The sequence below is a fragment of the Burkholderia sp. AU18528 genome (assembly GCF_002223215.2).
Taxonomy (GTDB): domain Bacteria; phylum Pseudomonadota; class Gammaproteobacteria; order Burkholderiales; family Burkholderiaceae; genus Burkholderia; species Burkholderia semiarida.
In genome coordinates this window covers 569292-586653 of sequence record NZ_NKFC02000009.1, presented here as the reverse complement: position 1 = coordinate 586653, position 17362 = coordinate 569292, and the positions used below count along the sequence as shown (strand labels likewise).

At 68.2% G+C, this 17362-nt stretch carries 12 protein-coding genes; 8 read left to right on the top strand and 4 right to left on the bottom strand.

What is annotated here, in order from left to right; translation table 11 throughout:
• The first annotated feature begins 275 nt into the window (after nucleotides 1-275).
• The gene (locus tag CFB52_RS33295) at nucleotides 276-2786 is read left to right on the top strand and encodes a hypothetical protein (RefSeq protein WP_099318611.1); all 2511 of its coding nucleotides are present in this window, start codon (nucleotides 276-278) and stop codon (nucleotides 2784-2786) included.
• A gap of 348 nt (nucleotides 2787-3134) precedes the next feature.
• Here CFB52_RS33295 and CFB52_RS33290 read toward each other — a convergent pair whose 3' ends face one another.
• Nucleotides 3135-4148, bottom strand: a complete 1014-nt coding sequence (locus tag CFB52_RS33290; RefSeq protein WP_059577678.1) for a LacI family DNA-binding transcriptional regulator — start codon at nucleotides 4146-4148, stop codon at nucleotides 3135-3137.
• Between the two features lie 235 nt (nucleotides 4149-4383).
• Here CFB52_RS33290 and CFB52_RS33285 point away from each other — a divergent pair, with 235 nt between their 5' ends.
• The 6 genes from CFB52_RS33285 to CFB52_RS33260 all read left to right on the top strand — a co-directional run bounded on the left by CFB52_RS33285 (nucleotide 4384) and on the right by CFB52_RS33260 (nucleotide 12004).
• Nucleotides 4384-5538 (top strand): ABC transporter ATP-binding protein, encoded by a 1155-nt coding sequence (locus CFB52_RS33285; RefSeq protein ID WP_099318538.1) that lies wholly within the window; start codon nucleotides 4384-4386, stop codon nucleotides 5536-5538.
• A 63-nt stretch (nucleotides 5539-5601) separates the two neighbouring features.
• Nucleotides 5602-6840 (top strand): ABC transporter substrate-binding protein, encoded by a 1239-nt coding sequence (locus tag CFB52_RS33280; protein WP_099318537.1) that lies wholly within the window; start codon nucleotides 5602-5604, stop codon nucleotides 6838-6840.
• An 82-nt stretch (nucleotides 6841-6922) separates the two neighbouring features.
• Nucleotides 6923-7840 carry a carbohydrate ABC transporter permease gene (locus CFB52_RS33275; protein WP_059577685.1) on the top strand — a complete coding sequence of 306 codons (918 nt, stop codon included), beginning with the start codon at nucleotides 6923-6925 and terminating at the stop codon, nucleotides 7838-7840.
• A gap of 9 nt (nucleotides 7841-7849) precedes the next feature.
• Nucleotides 7850-8701, top strand: a complete 852-nt coding sequence (locus tag CFB52_RS33270; RefSeq protein ID WP_059577686.1) for a carbohydrate ABC transporter permease — start codon at nucleotides 7850-7852, stop codon at nucleotides 8699-8701.
• Nucleotides 8702-8733: 32 nt separating this feature from the next.
• Entirely contained in the window at nucleotides 8734-10704 is a 1971-nt protein-coding gene (locus CFB52_RS33265) for a beta-galactosidase (RefSeq protein WP_099318536.1), read from the top strand.
• A gap of 4 nt (nucleotides 10705-10708) precedes the next feature.
• Complete coding sequence (locus tag CFB52_RS33260; protein WP_099318535.1) at nucleotides 10709-12004, top strand: sugar efflux transporter; 1296 nt, start codon at nucleotides 10709-10711, stop codon at nucleotides 12002-12004.
• A gap of 43 nt (nucleotides 12005-12047) precedes the next feature.
• Here CFB52_RS33260 and CFB52_RS33255 read toward each other — a convergent pair whose 3' ends face one another.
• The 3 genes from CFB52_RS33255 to CFB52_RS33245 form a co-directional block, all read right to left on the bottom strand.
• Nucleotides 12048-13211: an arabinogalactan endo-1,4-beta-galactosidase gene (locus tag CFB52_RS33255; protein WP_099318610.1), complete on the bottom strand. Its 1164-nt coding sequence runs from the start codon at nucleotides 13209-13211 to the stop codon at nucleotides 12048-12050.
• A 297-nt stretch (nucleotides 13212-13508) separates the two neighbouring features.
• Entirely contained in the window at nucleotides 13509-13679 is a 171-nt protein-coding gene (locus CFB52_RS34910; protein WP_167351632.1) for a hypothetical protein, read from the bottom strand.
• A gap of 174 nt (nucleotides 13680-13853) precedes the next feature.
• Nucleotides 13854-14765, bottom strand: coding sequence for a DUF72 domain-containing protein (locus CFB52_RS33245; protein ID WP_060010507.1), 912 nt, complete (start codon nucleotides 14763-14765; stop codon nucleotides 13854-13856).
• A gap of 410 nt (nucleotides 14766-15175) precedes the next feature.
• Here CFB52_RS33245 and CFB52_RS33235 point away from each other — a divergent pair, with 410 nt between their 5' ends.
• Nucleotides 15176-17350 (top strand): TonB-dependent siderophore receptor, encoded by a 2175-nt coding sequence (locus CFB52_RS33235; RefSeq protein ID WP_060010506.1) that lies wholly within the window; start codon nucleotides 15176-15178, stop codon nucleotides 17348-17350.
• The last annotated feature ends 12 nt before the right edge of the window (nucleotides 17351-17362 follow it).

The window sequence follows — 17362 nt, the reverse complement described above, 5'->3', positions numbered from 1 at the left end:
TGCGATGAAGTTGTCGTGAGCGGCCGATCGTTTGTCGATGGTTCGATGATGGTGGGTTTTCAGATTCGCATTACAGAAGTTTCGTGATGCGAATCACTTTTCAAGAAGTACGTCACGTGGTGTCTGGTATCCCGTTGTATCAGCCTGTTTTAACTTGTTTCAACGCCTTGCCGTATCGGGCAATCCGCGAACGATTCGCGCCGCCTTCGGGCGACGGGGTCCATGCGTCATCGCTCGAGCTGTTCCGCGGTTTTCCAACCGAAATGAGGTTATTCATGAAAACGAAAACGAATGTGAAACTGACAGGCATCGCCTTGTCGGTCGCGGCTTTGTTCAGCCTGGCCGCCACGGCGTCTCAGGCGGGGGTGCTGGCTTCTCCGCTGGGAAGTGTCAGCAAATCCGACGGCCTCATCGTCGGAGGCGGATTGCCCGCGCCCGGGGAACTCGTCGGTACCGTGACGGGATGGGGGAACGGAGTGGTGACGGTCGGCAACCCGAATGCAGGCGGTATCTCGATCGGGCTGGCGGGGACCGGGACGGGAAGCGCGACCATCGATATCGGTAGCGGATTGCTCGAGCCGGTCGCCGGGGTGGCCGGTACGGTGACGGGGGCGTTGGGCGGTGTCGACGGTGGCGGGACCGGCGGTCTCGGCGGCATTGTCGGGACGGTGGGCAACGCGGCAAGCGGCGCAGTGGGTGCGGTGACGGGCGCCTTGGGTGGTGTTGGTAATCCGACCACTGGGCTTGGTGGCGTCGTTGGTACGGTAACCGGCGCACTGGGTGGTGTCGACGGTGGCGGGACCGGCGGTCTCGGCGGCATTGTCGGGACGGTGGGCAATGCGGCAAGCGGCGCAGTGGGTACGGTGACGGGCGCCTTGGGTGGTGTCGGTAATCCGACCGGTGGGCTTGGTGGCGTCGTTGGTACGGTAACCGGCGCACTGGGTGGCATCGGTGGTGGCAACCCGACGGGCGGGCTTGGCGGCGTCATCGGAACGGTAGCGAGCACGGCAACAGGCGCAGTCGGAACGCTGACTGGCGCACTGGGTGGTGTCGGCGGCGGCGCGACCGGTGGCCTCGGCGGCGTTGTCGGGACGGTGGGCAATGCGGCAAGCGGCGCAGTGGGTACGGTGACGGGCGCCTTGGGTGGTGTCGGTAATCCGACCGGTGGGCTTGGTGGCGTCCTTGGTACGGTAACCGGTGCGCTCGGTGGTATCGGTGGCGGCGGGACCGGCGGTCTCGGCGGCATTGTCGGCACGGTGGGCAACGCGGCAAGCGGCGCAATCGGTACGGTGACGGGCGCCTTGGGTGGTGTCGGTAATCCGACCGGTGGGCTTGGTGGCGTCGTTGGTACGGTAACCGGCGCACTGGGTGGCATCGGTGGTGGCAACCCGACGGGTGGTCTTGGCGGCGTCGTCGGAACGGTAGCGAACACGGCAACAGGCGCAGTCGGAACGCTGACTGGCGCACTGGGTGGTGTCGGTGGCGGCGGGACCGGCGGTTTCGGCGGCATTGTCGGCACGGTGGGCAACGCGGCAAGCGGCGCAATCGGTACGGTGACAGGCGCCTTGGGCGGCGTTGGCAATCCGACGGACGGGCTTGGCGGCGTCATCGGAACGGTAGCGAACACGGCAACAGGTGCAGTCGGAACGCTGACTGGCGCACTGGGTGGTGTCGGCGGTGGCGGGGCCAGCGGTCTCGGCGGCGTTGTCGGAACGGTGGGCAATGCGGCAAGCGGCGCAGTCGGTACGGTGACGGGCGCCTTGGGTGGTGTTGGCAATCCGACCGGTGGTCTCGGTGGCGTTGTTGGCACGGTAGCGAACACGGCAACGGGTGCAGTCGGAACGCTGACTGGTGCCCTGGGCGGTGCCGGCGGCGCGACCGGTGGCCTCGGTGGTCTCGGCGGCGTCGTTGGCACGGTCGGCAACACGGCAACCGGTGCAGTCGGAACGTTGGCCGGCGCAGTGGGCGGTGTCGGCGGCGGCGCGACCGGTGGCCTCGGTGGTCTCGGCGGCGTCGTTGGCACGGTCGGCAACACGGCAACCGGTGCAGTCGGAACGTTGGCCGGCGCAGTGGGCGGTGCCGGCGGCGCGACCAGCGGTCTCGGCAGCATCGTGGGCACGGTCGCCAATGCCGGCACTGGCGTCGTCAACGCCGTCACCGGTGTCGCAGGCAACGGCGGCGCGCTGATCACGCCGATCACGAGCATTGTCGGCAATCTCGGCGGCTCGCTGCCGATCGGCGCAGCCACCGGTGCAATCGGCGCAACGTCCGGCGCGATAACCGGCATCGCCGGCAGCGGCACGGCGGCCATCACACCGATCGCCTCGACCGTCACGTCGCTGATCGGATCCGCCACCGGCGGCGCCGGCAACGTCGTCGGCTCGGGAACCGGCGTCCTCTCCGGCGCAACCGGTGCGACGGGATCGCTCGCGACGGTCACCACCGGCCTGGCAGGCTCGCTCGCGCACACCGTGACCGGCACCGCCGGCGCGGTCGCCGGAACGCTTCCGGCACTCAGTGTCGCGCTCAACGGCGGCACGGCAGCCGGTGCGGTCGGCGGGGTGACGAACGCCGCCGGGGCGCTCATCTCCGGCGGTGCGACGATCGCCAACGCGGCGGTGCAATCGGTCGGTTCGGCCGTCGGTTCGGTGGCCGGCATCGTTCCCGCGCTGGCGGTTTCGCTGAACGGCAATTCCGCGCAAGGGGGGGGTAGCGCGTCGGGCGGTCTGCTGGCGCCCGTGACGTCGCTCGTCAGTTCGCTCACCGTCCCGGTGATCAAGAAGTAGTCGACGTCGATACCGCGGCCGCCGCATGCTCGGGCGGCCGCGAATCTTCACGCGTCACGCGCGTCGCCCACGACCCCGGCGGAACGACGAATCGTCTCGAATCGCGCGGCGCCGTCTCGGTGACGCGTCCTTTTGTGTTTCGGGGAACTGCGGCATCGGATGCGGCCATCCCGCACTTCCCGATCTCTTCCCGTCCGCATCGGTTTGCCGCGCATCGAAGGTCGCGATGTGCCGCTTTCCGCCGTCGTCGTCGAATGAGAGAACGGAACCCGCGCGACCGACGCCACGTCGTTCATTCCCGACGCATACGCCGCACGCCGCATGCACAAGCGCGTGCGTATCGAACCGTCAGTCCGGCGCCGTCCCGGTCGATTCGCGCACGACGAGCTCGGGCGCGCCGATCGTATGCACGGCCACGGCCGGCTCGATCCCGTCGATCATGTCGAGCGTCAGCGCGATCGCCCGCGCGGCGATCTGCGCGGTCGGGAACCGCACCGTGGTCAGCGCGGGACGGAACTGGTGGGCGAGCTGGATATCGGTCATGCCGACGACCGACAGATCGGCCGGCACGCGCAGGCCGAGATCGGCGGCGGCCTGCATCGCGCCGATCGCCATCAGGTCGTTGGTCGCGAACAGCGCGGTGAGGCCAGGCTGCTCCCGCAGCAACGCGGCGGCCGCTTCGTAGCCGCCTTCGATCGAGTCGTGCGCCGATACGGTCGTCAGCGCATTCGCGGGGTGGCCGCGTGCCGCGAGTTCGTCGGCGAAACCGCGCAGCCGCACCGACTGCGGACCGCCCGACCCCTTGCCGACGAGCGCGCCGAACGCCCGATGTCGCAGCCCGGACAGATGCGCGGCCGCCAGCGCGCCCGCCGCCGCGAAATCGACGGTCACGCACGGCAGCGTACGCGACGCATGCACGTGTTCCCACATGCACAGCACGATCGATGCGCCGTGACGCGCGATGTCGGCGAGTTCGGCTTCGGCAAGATCGGTGTTCATCACGATCGCACCGGCCGCGAGCGTCCCCGCGATCCGCTCGAGGTAGTTGCGGGTGATCGCCGGATCGTCGTCGGTATTGGACACGAGCAGGTAATGGCCGCGCTTGCGCGCCTCGCGCTCGGCTGCCAGCACGAATTCCGGATAGAACGGGTTCGTGATGTTCGACAGCATCAGCGCGAGCGTCGACGTGCGGCCCTCGGCGAGCGCGCGCGCGGTCAGGTTCGGCCGGTAGCCGAGTTCGCGGATCGCCGCCATCACGCGTTCGACGGTCGCCGGCTTCACCTTCTGCGGATTGCGCAGCACGTTCGAGACGGTCGCCGCCGTGACGTTCGCGCGCTGCGCGACTTGCGCGAGCGTCACCATACGCGGCCTCCGATCGGCCGGCTGGCGTGATGCAGCGGAAGTGAAGCGGGAGAGTGTCTGCTCATATTCTGGGAGTGCATCCCACAAGTTGCACGGCGGTAGCCGATACGCTAATTTCTCGATACATCAGAGGAAGGAGACGACATGGTACGGCGAAGCGGGCGAATCGCGCCATCAAAATTTAAGCGTTTAAATTTTCCGATCCGATGCGTGTGACGGACGACAGGAGAGCGCGATGACCGCCATTTCAATGAAGGACGTCTCGAAGCGCTACGGCGACCATGCGCCGGTGCTGCGCGACGTGAACCTCGAGATCGCGTCGCACGAATTCTGCGTGTTTCTCGGTCCGTCGGGCTGCGGAAAATCCACGCTGTTGCGGATGATCGCCGGGCTCGAGGACGTGACCGAGGGCGAGCTGCGGATCGGCGGCGCACGGATGAACGACACGCCGCCCGCGGCGCGCGGCGTCGCGATGGTGTTCCAGAGCTATGCGCTGTTTCCGCACATGACCGTGTTCGACAACATCGGTTTCGGGTTGCGGATCGCCGGCACGCCGAAGGACGAGATCCGCCGCCGCGTGACCGAGGCCGCGCGTGTGCTGCAGCTCGAAGCGCTGCTCGATCGCAAGCCGAAGGCATTGTCCGGCGGGCAGCGCCAGCGCGTCGCGATCGGCCGTGCGATCGTGCGCGAACCGCGCGTGTTTCTGTTCGACGAGCCGCTGTCGAATCTCGACGCGACGCTGCGCGGCCAGACGCGGGTCGAAATCGCGCGGCTGCACGCGCGCTTCACGCAATCGAGTTCGGTCTACGTCACGCACGACCAGATCGAGGCGATGACGCTGGCCGACCGGATCGTGCTGCTGCATGCGGGCGACGACGTCGCGCGCTTCGGCAGCATCGCGCAGGCCGGTGCGCCGCTCGAGCTGTATCACCGGCCGGCCAACCGCTTCGTCGCGGGCTTCATCGGCTCGCCGCGGATGAACTTCCTGCCGGCCGTCGTCGAGGCGGGCGAGGTGCACGGCTGCCGGCTGACGCTGGAAGGCACCGGCGAAACCCTGACGCTGCGCGATCGCGCGTTGCCGCGCCACGTCGGCCGCGGTGCGCGCGTGACGCTCGGGATTCGTCCCGAGCACCTGATGCTCGCCGCGTCCGGCGATGCCGGCTTGCCGTCGATCGTGCGCGACATCGCGCTCGTCGAGCAGCTCGGCGAAGCCGCATACGTGCATCTCGACCAGCCCGACGGTGTGCCGCTACTCGCTAAATTGCCGGGGCAGGCCGCGTTGCGGCGCGGCGAACGGCATGCGTTTCTCGTGCCGCCGTCGAGTTGCCATCTGTTCGACGAAGCCGGCATCGCGTTGCCGGCCCTTCACGCCGAAGCGGCGTTCGCGTAGCGGCGCCATGCCGACCGGCCGCGTGCGACGCGGCATTCAACACACCAATATCAGGAGACAACGATGAGACTTCGTGCGAGCCGACTGCTGCTTGCCCTGACGACTGCCGCGGCGTGCGCCGCGGGCGCGGCCGACGCGGGCACGCTGAAAGTGAACGTTGCCGCGCGCGGCAACCAGCGCGCGACGTGGCAGGCCGCGTTCGACCAGTTCCACAAGGCGAATCCGGATATCGACCTGAAGGTCAGCTACGTCGGCGAGGAGGCGTACAAGGTGCAGATGTCCGGCTGGCTCGCGACCGATCCGCCGGACGTGCTGAGCTGGAACAACGGCGAGCGGCTCGCGTATTTCGCGAAGCGTGGGCTGATCGAGGATTTGAGCGCGGACTGGCGGAAGAACGGCTGGAACGACACGTATGCGTCCGTCAAGCAGTCGTCGACCTACGGCGGCAAGCTCTACAGTTTGCCGCTCGGCTATGACGCGTACGGGCTGTTCTATCGCAAGGACCTGTTTGAGAAGGCCGGCATTCACGGCGAGCCGGCCGACTGGCCGCAGTTTCTCGACGCGTGCCGCAAGCTGAAGTCGGCCGGCATCGCGCCGATCGCGGTGGCCGCGCGCGATGCATGGACGCTCGCCGCGTGGTTCGACTACCTCGACCTGCGGATCAACGGCTATGCGTTCCACCAGAAGCTGATGGCCGGCGACGTCGCCTATACCGATCCGCGCGTGCGGGCCGTGTACGCAGCATGGAAGAAGCTGATCGACGACAAGTATTTCATCGACAACGCATTGTCCTACGACGTCGATTCGCTGAGCCCGTTGATCGTCAACGGTCAGGCCGCGATGACGCTGATGGGCACCTGGTATTCGGCAGGACTGCTGAGCGCGACGCGCAACCCGATCAGCTTCTTCCGCTTTCCGGTGATCGACGCGTCGGTGCCGCTTGCCGAGGACGGCCCGGTCAACGTGCTGATCGTGCCGGCGAAAGCGCACAACAAGGCCGATGCGCGACGCTTCCTCGCGTTCATGGGGCAGCCGGCGGTCAGCGGCGAGTTCGCGAAAGGGATGGGGCAACTGCCGTCGAACAACAAGGCGCCGGAGCCGCAGGACCCGATCTCGAAGATCGGATTCCATACGCTCGCGACGACGCCGGGCGGCATCGCGCAGTTCTACGATCGCGACATGACGAAGGAAATGGCGGACGAGGGGATGAAGGCGATGCAGCAGTTCCTGTCCGATCCGACGCAGCTCGATGCGATCCTGCAGCGCCTCGAGCAGACCCGCAAGCGCATCTACCGGAAGTAATGCGCCGCGCGGCCGGGCCGGCGGGAATGTCGGCCCGGTGCTGCGTCGTCACCGTCACGTTCGTTTCATCGAAGGTCATCTCATGTCAACCAGCCTGTCCGAAAGCGCCGCGCGCCGCGATGCCGGCCCACGGCGGCCTGCGCGCGCGTCGCTCGCGCGGCGGCGCAATCGCGCGGCCCTGTGGTTCGTGCTGCCGGGTTTTGCGCTCTTCACCGTGTTCGTGCTGTACCCGATCGTCAGCAGCATCTGGCTGAGCTTCCATCAGTGGGACGGGATGACGCCGATGACGTTCGCCGGGCTCGACAACTATCGCGAGCTGCTGCAGTCCGATACGTTCACCGTCGCGCTGAAGAACAACGTGTTGTGGCTCGCGCTGTTCCTCGCCGCGCCGCCGCTGGGCCTCGCGCTCGCGCTGTACCTGAACCAGAACGTGTTCGGCATCCGGCTCGTGAAGTCGCTGTTCTTCGCGCCGTTCGTGCTGCCGGGCGTCGTCGTCGGCCTCGTGTTCTCGTGGTTCTACGACCCGACGTTCGGGCTGCTGAAGCTGATCGTCGGGCACGGGATTCCGGTGCTCGGCGATCCGCGCTATGCGACCTACGGTGTGATCGTCGCCGCGCTGTGGCCGCAGATCCCGTTCTGCATGATCCTGTACCTGACCGGGCTCACCGGCATCAACGGCGAGATCGTCGAAGCGGCGCGGATGGAAGGCGCGCGCGGCTTCACGCTGCTGTGGCACGTGATCCTGCCGCAACTGCGGCCCGCGACGTTCATGGCGGTCGTGCTGACCGTGATCGGCGCGCTGCGCAGCTTCGACCTGATCTCGGTGATGACGGGCGGCGGCCCGTTCGACAGCTCGACCGTGCTCGCGTACTTCATGGTCGACCAGGCGATCAAGTACTACCGCGAAGGCTATTCGGCCGCGATCGCCGTCGTGCTGTTCGCGATCATGCTCGTCTATATCGTGTGGCAGCTGCGCAAGCTGGTGCGCGTCGAATCGTAAGGATCGCAAATGTATCCGATGCCCGTGTCCCGCTGGGGACGTCCCGCCCGCCTGCTGTACCGGCTGTCGCTGCCGTGTGCGCTCGCGCTGTGGCTCGTGCCGCTGCTCGCGGTGCTCGTCACGTCGATCCGCTCGACCGACGAGATCATGGCAGGTCATTACTGGAGCTGGCCGAAGCAGTTCGCGCTCGTCGACAACTACGGCGCCGCGCTCACGCAGACGCCGATGCTCCACTACTTCGCGAACAGCCTCCTGATCACGGTGCCGTCGGTCGCCGCGTCGATCCTGCTCGCGTCGCTCGCCGGGCACGCGCTCGCGAACTACCGGTTCCGCGGCAATCTCGTGCTGCTTGGGCTGTTCGTCGCCGGCAACTTCGTGCCGATCCAGATCCTGATGATCCCGGTGCGGCAGATCATGCTCGCCGTCGGCCTGTACAACACCGTATGGGCGCTCGTGCTGTTCCACACCGCGTTCCAGACCGGCTTCTGCACGCTGTTCCTGCGCAACTTCATCCGCGAGCTGCCGTTCGAGCTGATCGAGGCCGCGCGCGTCGAGGGCGCGTCCGAGTGGGCGATCTACTGGCGCGTCGTGCTGCCGCTCGTGCGGCCCGCGCTCGCGGCGCTCGCGATCCTCGTGTTCACGTTCGTGTGGAACGACTACTTCTGGGCACTGTGCCTCACGCAAGGCGACGACGCGGCGCCGATCACCGTCGGCGTCGCCGCGCTCAAAGGGCAGTGGACGACCGCCTGGAACATCGTGTCGGCAGGCTCCGTGCTCGCCGCGCTACCGTCGGTGCTGATGTTCTTCGCGATGCAGAAGCACTTCGTCGCAGGGCTCACGTTCGGCGCGACCAAGGGCTGACCCGTCCATCCTCTTTCTCCAAGGAATCCACGATGCACCTCGGCGTTTGCTACTACCCCGAACACTGGCCGCGCGAACAATGGGATCGCGATGCGCGGCGCATGGCCGAACTGGGCCTGACGCGCGTGCGGATCGCCGAATTCGCGTGGAGCCGGATGGAGCCGGAGCCCGGCCGCTACGACTGGGCATGGCTCGACGACGCGATCGACACGCTCGCACGCCAGCAGTTGAAGATCGTACTCGGCACGCCGACCGCCGCGCCGCCGAAGTGGCTCGTCGATCGTCATCCGGAGATTCTGCCGGTGGGTGTCGATGGCGCGGTGTGGCAGTTCGGCTCGCGTCGCCATTACGACATCGCGAGCCCCGTGTATCGCGAGCACTGCGTGCGCATTGCCGACGCGATGGCGCGGCGCTACGGCGCGCATCCGGCGGTGATCGCGTGGCAGACCGACAACGAACTCGGCTGTCACAACACGTTGCCGAGCTATACACAGGCGGCACTCCAGGGTTTCCGCACGTGGCTCGCCATGCGTTATGGCGATATCGACGCGCTGAACCGCGCGTGGGGCAACGTGTTCTGGAGCATGGAATATCGCGGCTTCGACGAGATCGAACTGCCGCGTCATACGCCGACCGACGCGAATCCCGCCCACCTGCTCGACTTCCGGCGCTATCAGTCCGACGAGGTCGCGCGGTTTCATGCCGCGCAGGTCGACGCGATCCGTCCGCACGCGCCGGGTCGCGACGTGCTGCATAACTTCATGGGTTTTTTCGCCGAGTTCGATCATTACGCGTTCGCGCGCGGTGGCCTCGACGTCGCCGCGTGGGACAGCTATCCGGTGCCGCGCACCGAAGTGCTGCCGCTCGATGAAGCGGACAAGCAACGCTGGGCCCGCACCGGGCATCCGGACGTGTCGGCGTTCTCGCACGACCTGTATCGCGGGGTCGGCAACGGCCGGATGTGGGTGATGGAGCAGCAGGCGGGGCCCGTCAACTGGGCGCCTTACAACCCGGTGCCGCACGCGGGCGCGGTGCGGCTGTGGACGTGGGAAGCCTTTGCGCACGGCGCGGAGCTCGTGTCGTATTTCCGGTGGCGGCAGTATCCGCATGCGCAGGAGCAACTGCATTCGGGACTCAACGCGCCGGACGACCGGCTGGCGCCGGGCGGTCACGAAGTGGCGCGCGTCGCACGCGAGATCGCCGAGCTGGATCCCGCGCTCGTCGCCGGCGAGCGTGACACGGCCCGCGTCGCGTTGCTGTTCGACTACGAGGCCGACTGGATGATCCGGATCCAGCCGCACGGCGCCGATTTCGACTATCAACAGCACGTGTTCGACTGGTATCGCGCGCTGCGCGAGCTGGGCCTCGACGTCGATATCGTCGCGGCTGGCGCCGACGTGTCGCGTTATGCGCTCGTCGTCGCGCCGACGCTGCCGGTCGTCACGGATCGCATCGTCGAGCAGGCCGCGAGCGGACACGCCCACTGGCTGTTCGGGCCGCGCACGGGTTCGCGCACCGCGGAATTCGCGATCGCGCCGGGTCTCGCACCCGGCAAGCTGCGCAACGTGCTACCGGTGCGGATTGGCCAGGTCGAGTCGCTGCGGCCGTCGCTCGCGCCGCGTGTGTCGTTCGACGGCGTCGATGGTCATGCGCTGAAATGGCGCGATCACGTCGATATGGACGCGGCGCCGGGCGTCGACGTACTGGCCGCATGCGACGACGGTGTGCCGGCGCTCGTGCGGCGCGCTCACGTGACGATGGCGACTGCCTGTTTCGATCGGACGCTGTTGCGCGCGATTGTTGCCCGCTGCGCACGCGATGCGGGGTTGCAAGCGTACGCGCTGCCGGACGGTGTGCGGTTGCGTCGACGCGGGCGCGTCACGTTCGCGTTCAACTACGGTGACACACCATGCATGCTGCCCGCGCCGGGCGGTGCGCGCTTCGTGCTCGGTAGCCGCGACCTCGGCGCGGTCGACGTGGCCGCCTGGGTCGAGCCGGACTGACGCGATGCAGTCGTTGCGGTCGCCGCGGTTGCATTTCGCGCGCCTTGCGGGAATCGCGTACTTCGTGCCGCTTTCCGCGGCGGCGCTGATGCTCGGCGTCGCGATGTCGTTCACCGCGCCGTACCTGTCGCTGTTCGGCGTCGAGGCGGCGGGGATGTCGCCGTTTCTGGCCGGCGTCTTCCTGACGATGATCGCGGCGAGCGGCGTCGTCGCGAGCACGTGGGCCGGACGCTGGTCCGACCGTCGCGACCGGCACCGGCCGCTGCTCGTGGTGTCGCTCGCGGCTGCCGCGCTCGGCTTTGCGCTGCTGTGCGTGCTGCGCGCGCATGGGCCGGTGATCGCCGCCGGCACGATCCTGCTCGGCGCGGGCGCCGTGTCGCTGTCGCAGATCTTCTCGTTCGCACGCGCGGTGCTGCCCGTCGCCGACGATGCACAGCGCGAGCTTGCATCGGCCGCGCTGCGCACGATGCTGTCGATCGCGTGGGTGTTCGGTCCCGCGCTCGGTGCGCTGATGCTCGCGCAGACGGGTTTTACCGGACTCTTTCTTGCGGCTTCCGCGGGCTTCGTCGCATGCGCGGCGATCGTCGTGCGGATTCCGGAGCCGGCGCGGCGGCCCGCGGCCGAGCACGTGCGGGCAATGGATCGCGCCGGGCCACCGCCTGACGATGCGCGTGCGGCGATGGCCGTCGCGCCGCGCGCCAGTGTGCTGCGCACCCTCGTCGCGCTCACGCTGATCGGGCTCGCGGCGAACGCGACGATGATCGTGCTGCCGCTCTATATCGTGCGCGCGCTCGGCGGCGCGCCGGCGAACGTGTCGGCCGCGCTCGGGCTGGCCGCGCTGCTCGAGATTCCGATGATGCTGTGGCTCGGCATGCGCTCGACGCGCCTCGACAAGGCGCGCTGGCTGACCGCGTGCGCGCTCGTGCATGCCGCATATTTCATCGGGCTCGCGGCGGTGACGCGCGCGAACCTGATCCTGCCGCTGCAACTGCTGAGCGCATGCGTGGTCGCGATCACGTCGTGTCTCGGGATGACGCGCGTGTGCGACCTGATGCCCACGCGCCCCGGCACCGCGACCGCGATGTTCTTCAGCACGGCGCGGGTCGGCTCGATCGCATCGGGGGTGCTGTCGGGCGCGTGCGTCGATCTGTTCGGCTATCGCGCGACGTTTGCCGGATGCTGCGGGCTCGCGCTCGTGGCGTGCGCGCTGCTCGCCGTGGATGCGTACGGCGAGCGGGGCGGCGCCGACGGTGAGAGCGGTACGGGCAGTGCGCGCCGCGGCTTCGATTCACCGCACTGACGCGGCATGCGCCGGTGCGGTGAAGCAGCGATGCCGTGACGCGTCAGCGCTGCCGGAACGCGTCGAGCGACGGCAGTGCGTGACCGTGGAAATCGAACAGCGTGTTGTTGTCCCACTGGTCGCCCGCACCGAGCTTCCAGCCGACTCCCGGCGTCGGAATCCATTCCGGCTCCCACCAGAATACGCCCTTGCCGCGATTGCCCGGCACCCCCTTCACGATATCGACGACCGCCGCGAGGAATTGCGCCTGGCCGGCCGGCGACGGCGGGAAGGTCGTCGATCCGGTGTTCGTCATCGCGTTCGGCTCCGAATCGCCGTCGCTCGTGGTCCACGGATAGGCGGTCTCCACGACGATCAGTTCCTTGTCGTAACGCACCGCGAGATCGTTCGCGTTGTCGCGCAGATCGTCGAGCGCGCCTTGCCATTGCGGGTAGTACGACAGGCCGATCACGTCGAACGCGACGCCGCGCTGCGTCGCGCTGTCGAACCACCAGCGGCTCTTGCCGTTGTCGCCGCCGCTGTCGATGTGCAGCATCACCTTGATGCGGGGATCGACGGCCTTCACCGCGTCGTGGCCGGTTTTCAGCAACTGCGCGAGGTTGTCCCACTGGTCGTAGCGGCCGAGCGGCCACAGCATGCCGCCCGTGATCTCGTTGCCGATCTGCACCCACTCCGGGCGCACGCCGGCGCGTTGCAGCCGGCGCAGCACGTCGGTCGTGTACGCCGACAGCAGCGCGCAGGTTTCGGTCAGGTTCTTGCCGGCCCATGCATGCGGCGGATACTGCTTGCCGGGGTCGGCCCACCAGTCGCTGTAGTGGAAGTCGATCAGGATGCGCATGCCGAGCGCGGCTGCGCGCTGCGCGAGCGCAACGGCGTGCGCGGCATTGTTGTAGCCCGCTGCAGCGCTCTGGTTCGCGGGGAAGAAATCCGGATTGCCGGGATCGTTCCAGACCTTGATCCGGATCGAGTCGACGCCGTGCGCGCGGAGAATCTTCAGGCAGTCGCGCGGCGCGCCGCCGCGGTCGAAGAAGGCCGCGCCATGCGCTTCGAGTTCCGGCAACGTCGAGATGTCGGCCCCCATCGCGAATGGGCTCGCCGCCGCACGGCGCGGGGCGGGTTGTGCGAAGGCGGGCAGCGGGCCAGCCAGGTCGAGGCACGCAAGCGCCGCGCTCGACATGCTCCAGCGCAGCATCGATCGTCTGTTCATCGTCATCCTCCGTGTGATGGACCCCGCCGGACGCGGGGTCGGCTTCTGGGTGTTTAAGCGCTTAAATTTTGACCCGCGATACGAGGTCGAATGGAGCGTAGCGCACCTGTCGCCGCCGATGCAAAGAACGCACGCGTTGCCTACTATCTGGCGCGCGCCGTCGCGCACCGCGCCTCGTCGCACCGCAGCCCGACGCATGGAACGCTTGGCGCGGACGCGGCCGTCGGCGTGCATCCGGCACCGCACCGCGGTCAGCGTGGTTACCGCGATCAGCGAGCGCGTGGCATGCGCGCCGCGCTACGACCGGTCGCGATTCCGGGCGCGCGTCGCGCCCGTGATGACCGCGATGCCGAACAGGATGACGGCCACGATCTCGATGACGTACTGCGCGACATGCAGCGTCATCAAACCCCAGGCGACGCCGCCGATGAAAATGATCCATCCCACCAGATAGATAAGCAGGGTCATCGCTTTTCTCCTTGCAGTGTTGGCCCATGGCGCCGGTTACCGGTCATGCAAGATTTACCGGGCGCACACGGCGGGCGCGATGAAGGGCGCGAGCCGGGAGAACCGGAGCATATTGCGCGCCTGCCCGCGCGGTGCCCGGACGGCATGCCCGATGCCCGCGGCGCGCCGAGCATTTCATTCGGTTACCGCATCATGCGCATGCAGCCCGAGCCGCGCCATCAGCCGCCCGGCATCGAACGGCGCCTGCGTTTTCGTGTCGTTGTCGAAGTAACAGTACACGTCGCGCGTCTGCGCACGCGGCGGTTGCAGCGCCGGTGCGGCGAGGCGCGCATCGTCGGGCTGCGTGCCCCGGCTCCACGCTTCGATTCTGCGCGCCCATCGTTCGAGCGCCGCATCGGCGTATTCGCCCGAATACTTCGTTTCGGTGCCGTGCAGCCGGATGTAGACGAACCGCGCGCTCAGATCCTCGAACTGCGGCCACGCCTCGGTCGAATCCGACACGACGAGCGCGACCTTGTGGCGGCGCAGCAGCTTCACGAATGCCGGGTCCACGAAGCTGTCGTGGCGGACTTCCACCGCATGACGCAACGGCCGCTTGCGGTCGATCCGCAAATACGGCTCGCGCACCCGCCCGTCGTGCCGGCGGGCGAGTGCGAGCGCGGCCTCCGTGTCGCGCGGCAGCAGGCTCAGGAAGCGCTCCATGTGCGCCGGGTCGAACCGCAGCGACGGCGGGAACTGCCACAGCAGCGGCCCGAGTTTCTCCTTCAGCGCGAACAAGCCCTGAGCGAAAAAATTCGCGCACGCGATCGTGGCCGTTTCGTCGCGAAAGCGGAGCATGTGCGTCAGGTAGCGCGAGCCTTTCACGCTGAATACGAATCCGGGCGGCGTATCGGCGTACCAGCGCCGCCAACTGTCCGGCGCTTGGAGGCTGTAGTGCGTGCCGTTGATCTCGATCGTCTGCATCCGGCCCGACGCGTACCGCAGCTCGGCCGCCTGCTTCAGGTCGTCCGGATAGAACGTGCCCCGCCAGCCTGCGTAGCGCCAGCCCGAAATGCCGATGTGAATTTTGCCGGATGTGCGTGTCACGTCGATGCCCGGCTGCGCCGGGGTGCCTGATGCGATCGCGGCGAGGCGCAAGATGCGTGCCGCGGCGCGGGCCGCCTGCGCGCGACGGGGTATGGGTTGTGCCGGCGGCCGGTGCGGCGGGCCACCGGCGCGAACCGGCGACCGCGATGACGCCGCCGCCCGCGGGATCGACAATGCGCCACTTTGAACCTGCGGGCAGTGCCGACCGGATTATTTTTTAAAGACCGCGCCACGTTCGGCCGGTATGATCGCTGCGCTCGCGAACGACGCAATCGGCCCGTGCTTGCCGGGCCACGCGGCAGCGTCATCGCGAGCACGACAATCACGACATCATCGGGCGGCCCTCCGGCGACATACGGTCCGCCGATCCGGCAGAACGGGCCAACCCAGCACGACGGAGTATCGACACGATGTGGACGGAGACAGGAGCGCGGCGGCGCGCGCGGGCGATCGCGGCCGGCGGGGCATTGTGCGTGGCCGCCGCGGGCGGCGCGCACGCGCAGGCATCGGCGCCGGGCGCGACGGCGGCCGTGCTGCCGGCCATCGACGTGCGAGGGCCGACGGACGCTTCGTCCGTCGGGCTCGTCGGGCGGCGCACCGCCACCGGCACGAAGACCGACACGCCGATCGACGAGATTCCGCAAACGATCAACCTCGTGACCGCGCAACAGATCGACATGACCGGCGCGGCCGACCTGAACCAGGCGTTGCGCTACGTGCCGGGTTTCGCGACGTTCGGCGCCGACAGCCGCACCGACTGGTATGCGGCATTGCGCGGCTTCACGCCGACGCTGTACGTCGACGGGCTGCCGGCGCCGGACACGGCCGTGATCGCGAACTGGCGGGTCGATCCGTACACGATCGACTCGATCGCGGTGCTGCGCGGGCCGACGTCGGTGCTGTACGGCGCGGGCGAGCCGGGCGCGATCGTCGATGCGCACACGAAGCTGGCCAACGGCGAGCGCGTGCGCGAAACCGGCGTGCAGATCGGCAACGATGCGCGCAAGCAGGCCATGCTCGACGTCGGCGACAGGCTCGACCCGGACGGCAAGTATGCGTACCGGTTCGTCGGCGTCGCGCGCGACGGCAATGCGGTGACCGGCCCGAACGGCGACCGGCGCGTCGCGCTCGCGCCGTCGTTCCGGTGGCGGCCGAACACCGACACGTCGCTGACGTTCTCCGCGACGTTCCTGCAGGATAGCGGCGACATCTCGTCGAACTTCCTGCCCGCGTCGGGCACGGTGCTGCCGAACCCGAACGGCCGCCTGTCGCAGGACCTCTACATGGGCGACCCGTCGTTCAACGACTACCGCAAGAAGCAATGGTCGCTCGGCTACGCGCTGGAACACCGCGTGAACGCGATCTGGACGCTGCATCAGGATGTGCGGTGGTCGCATCTGTCGCTCGACGACGCGACGGTGTTCGGCAACGGCCTCGCGCCGCGCAGCACGACGAACATGATGCGTTTCGCGGGGCTGTTCCAGCTCAACTACAGCCGGCTCGACGTCGACAATCACGCGCAGGCGCGCTTCGGCACGGGGCCGCTCGAACACACGCTGCTGTTCGGCGTGCAATTCGACCGGCAGACGACGACCAACAGCGTATGGCTCGCGCTCGCCCCGTCGCTCGACCTGTATCACCCCGTCTATCGGCCCGTGACGGCCGCGATCTTCGCCGGGCCGACGTCGCTCGGCCACGTCGATCAGTACACGGCGATGAACTCGGTTGGCGTGTACGCGCAGGACCAGATCCGCTGGCGGCGCTGGACGCTGACGCTCGGCGGCCGCGAGGATTTCGTGAATGCGCGCTTCGACGACCGCACCGCCGGCACGCATGCCCAGCAGGACGTCAGCGCGTTTTCCGGGCGCGTCGGGCTCACCTATCGCGGCGACGCCGGGTTGTCGCCGTACGTCAGCTATTCGACGTCGTTCGATCCGGTCATCGGCGTGCGGATGTTCGGCGGCGGCCTGCCGAAGCCGACGCGCGGCGCGCAGACCGAGGCCGGGCTGCGCTGGGAGCCGCCCGGCCGGAACCTGATGCTGAATGCGGCCGTGTATCAGATCGACCAGACTAACGTCGTGACGCCGACGCCGGTGAATCTCGACCCGACCGCCACGACTTCGGTGCAGACCGGCAAGGTGCGCTCGCGCGGCATCGAGCTGAGCGCGGTCGGCAAGGTGACGCGCGAGCTGTCGATCGTCGCGTCGTATGCGTATCAGGACGTCAAGAACGTGCAGGCGAACGACGCGTCGCTGAACCACTGGCCGGTGTCCGTGCCGCTGCCGCGGCAGATGGCGTCGATGTGGGCCGACTGGACCTGGCGCACGGGCGCGCTGGCGGGCCTCGGCGTCGGCGGCGGCGTGCGCTACCAGAGCGCGTCGGCCGGCGCACCCGACAATTCGCTGACGGTGCCGAGCGCGACGCTTTACGACCTCGCGATCCATTACGACCTGCCGCGCTGGCGTTTCGCGGTGAACGTCGCGAACCTGTTCGACCGGCGCTACGTGAGCGGCTGTCAGTCGTATGCCGTATGCGTGTTCGGCAACGAGCGGACCGTGCTGGCCAGCGCGAAATACAACTGGTAGGCGTGAGCGTGC

Coding starts and splice junctions, on each gene's coding strand:
- CFB52_RS33295 (WP_099318611.1), top strand. CDS start 276: ATGAAAACGAAAACGAATGTGAAACTGACAGGCATCGCCTTGTCGGTC.
- CFB52_RS33290 (WP_059577678.1), bottom strand. CDS start 4,148: ATGGTGACGCTCGCGCAAGTCGCGCAGCGCGCGAACGTCACGGCGGCG.
- CFB52_RS33285 (WP_099318538.1), top strand. CDS start 4,384: ATGACCGCCATTTCAATGAAGGACGTCTCGAAGCGCTACGGCGACCAT.
- CFB52_RS33280 (WP_099318537.1), top strand. CDS start 5,602: ATGAGACTTCGTGCGAGCCGACTGCTGCTTGCCCTGACGACTGCCGCG.
- CFB52_RS33275 (WP_059577685.1), top strand. CDS start 6,923: ATGTCAACCAGCCTGTCCGAAAGCGCCGCGCGCCGCGATGCCGGCCCA.
- CFB52_RS33270 (WP_059577686.1), top strand. CDS start 7,850: ATGTATCCGATGCCCGTGTCCCGCTGGGGACGTCCCGCCCGCCTGCTG.
- CFB52_RS33265 (WP_099318536.1), top strand. CDS start 8,734: ATGCACCTCGGCGTTTGCTACTACCCCGAACACTGGCCGCGCGAACAA.
- CFB52_RS33260 (WP_099318535.1), top strand. CDS start 10,709: ATGCAGTCGTTGCGGTCGCCGCGGTTGCATTTCGCGCGCCTTGCGGGA.
- CFB52_RS33255 (WP_099318610.1), bottom strand. CDS start 13,211: ATGAACAGACGATCGATGCTGCGCTGGAGCATGTCGAGCGCGGCGCTT.
- CFB52_RS34910 (WP_167351632.1), bottom strand. CDS start 13,679: ATGACCCTGCTTATCTATCTGGTGGGATGGATCATTTTCATCGGCGGC.
- CFB52_RS33235 (WP_060010506.1), top strand. CDS start 15,176: ATGTGGACGGAGACAGGAGCGCGGCGGCGCGCGCGGGCGATCGCGGCC.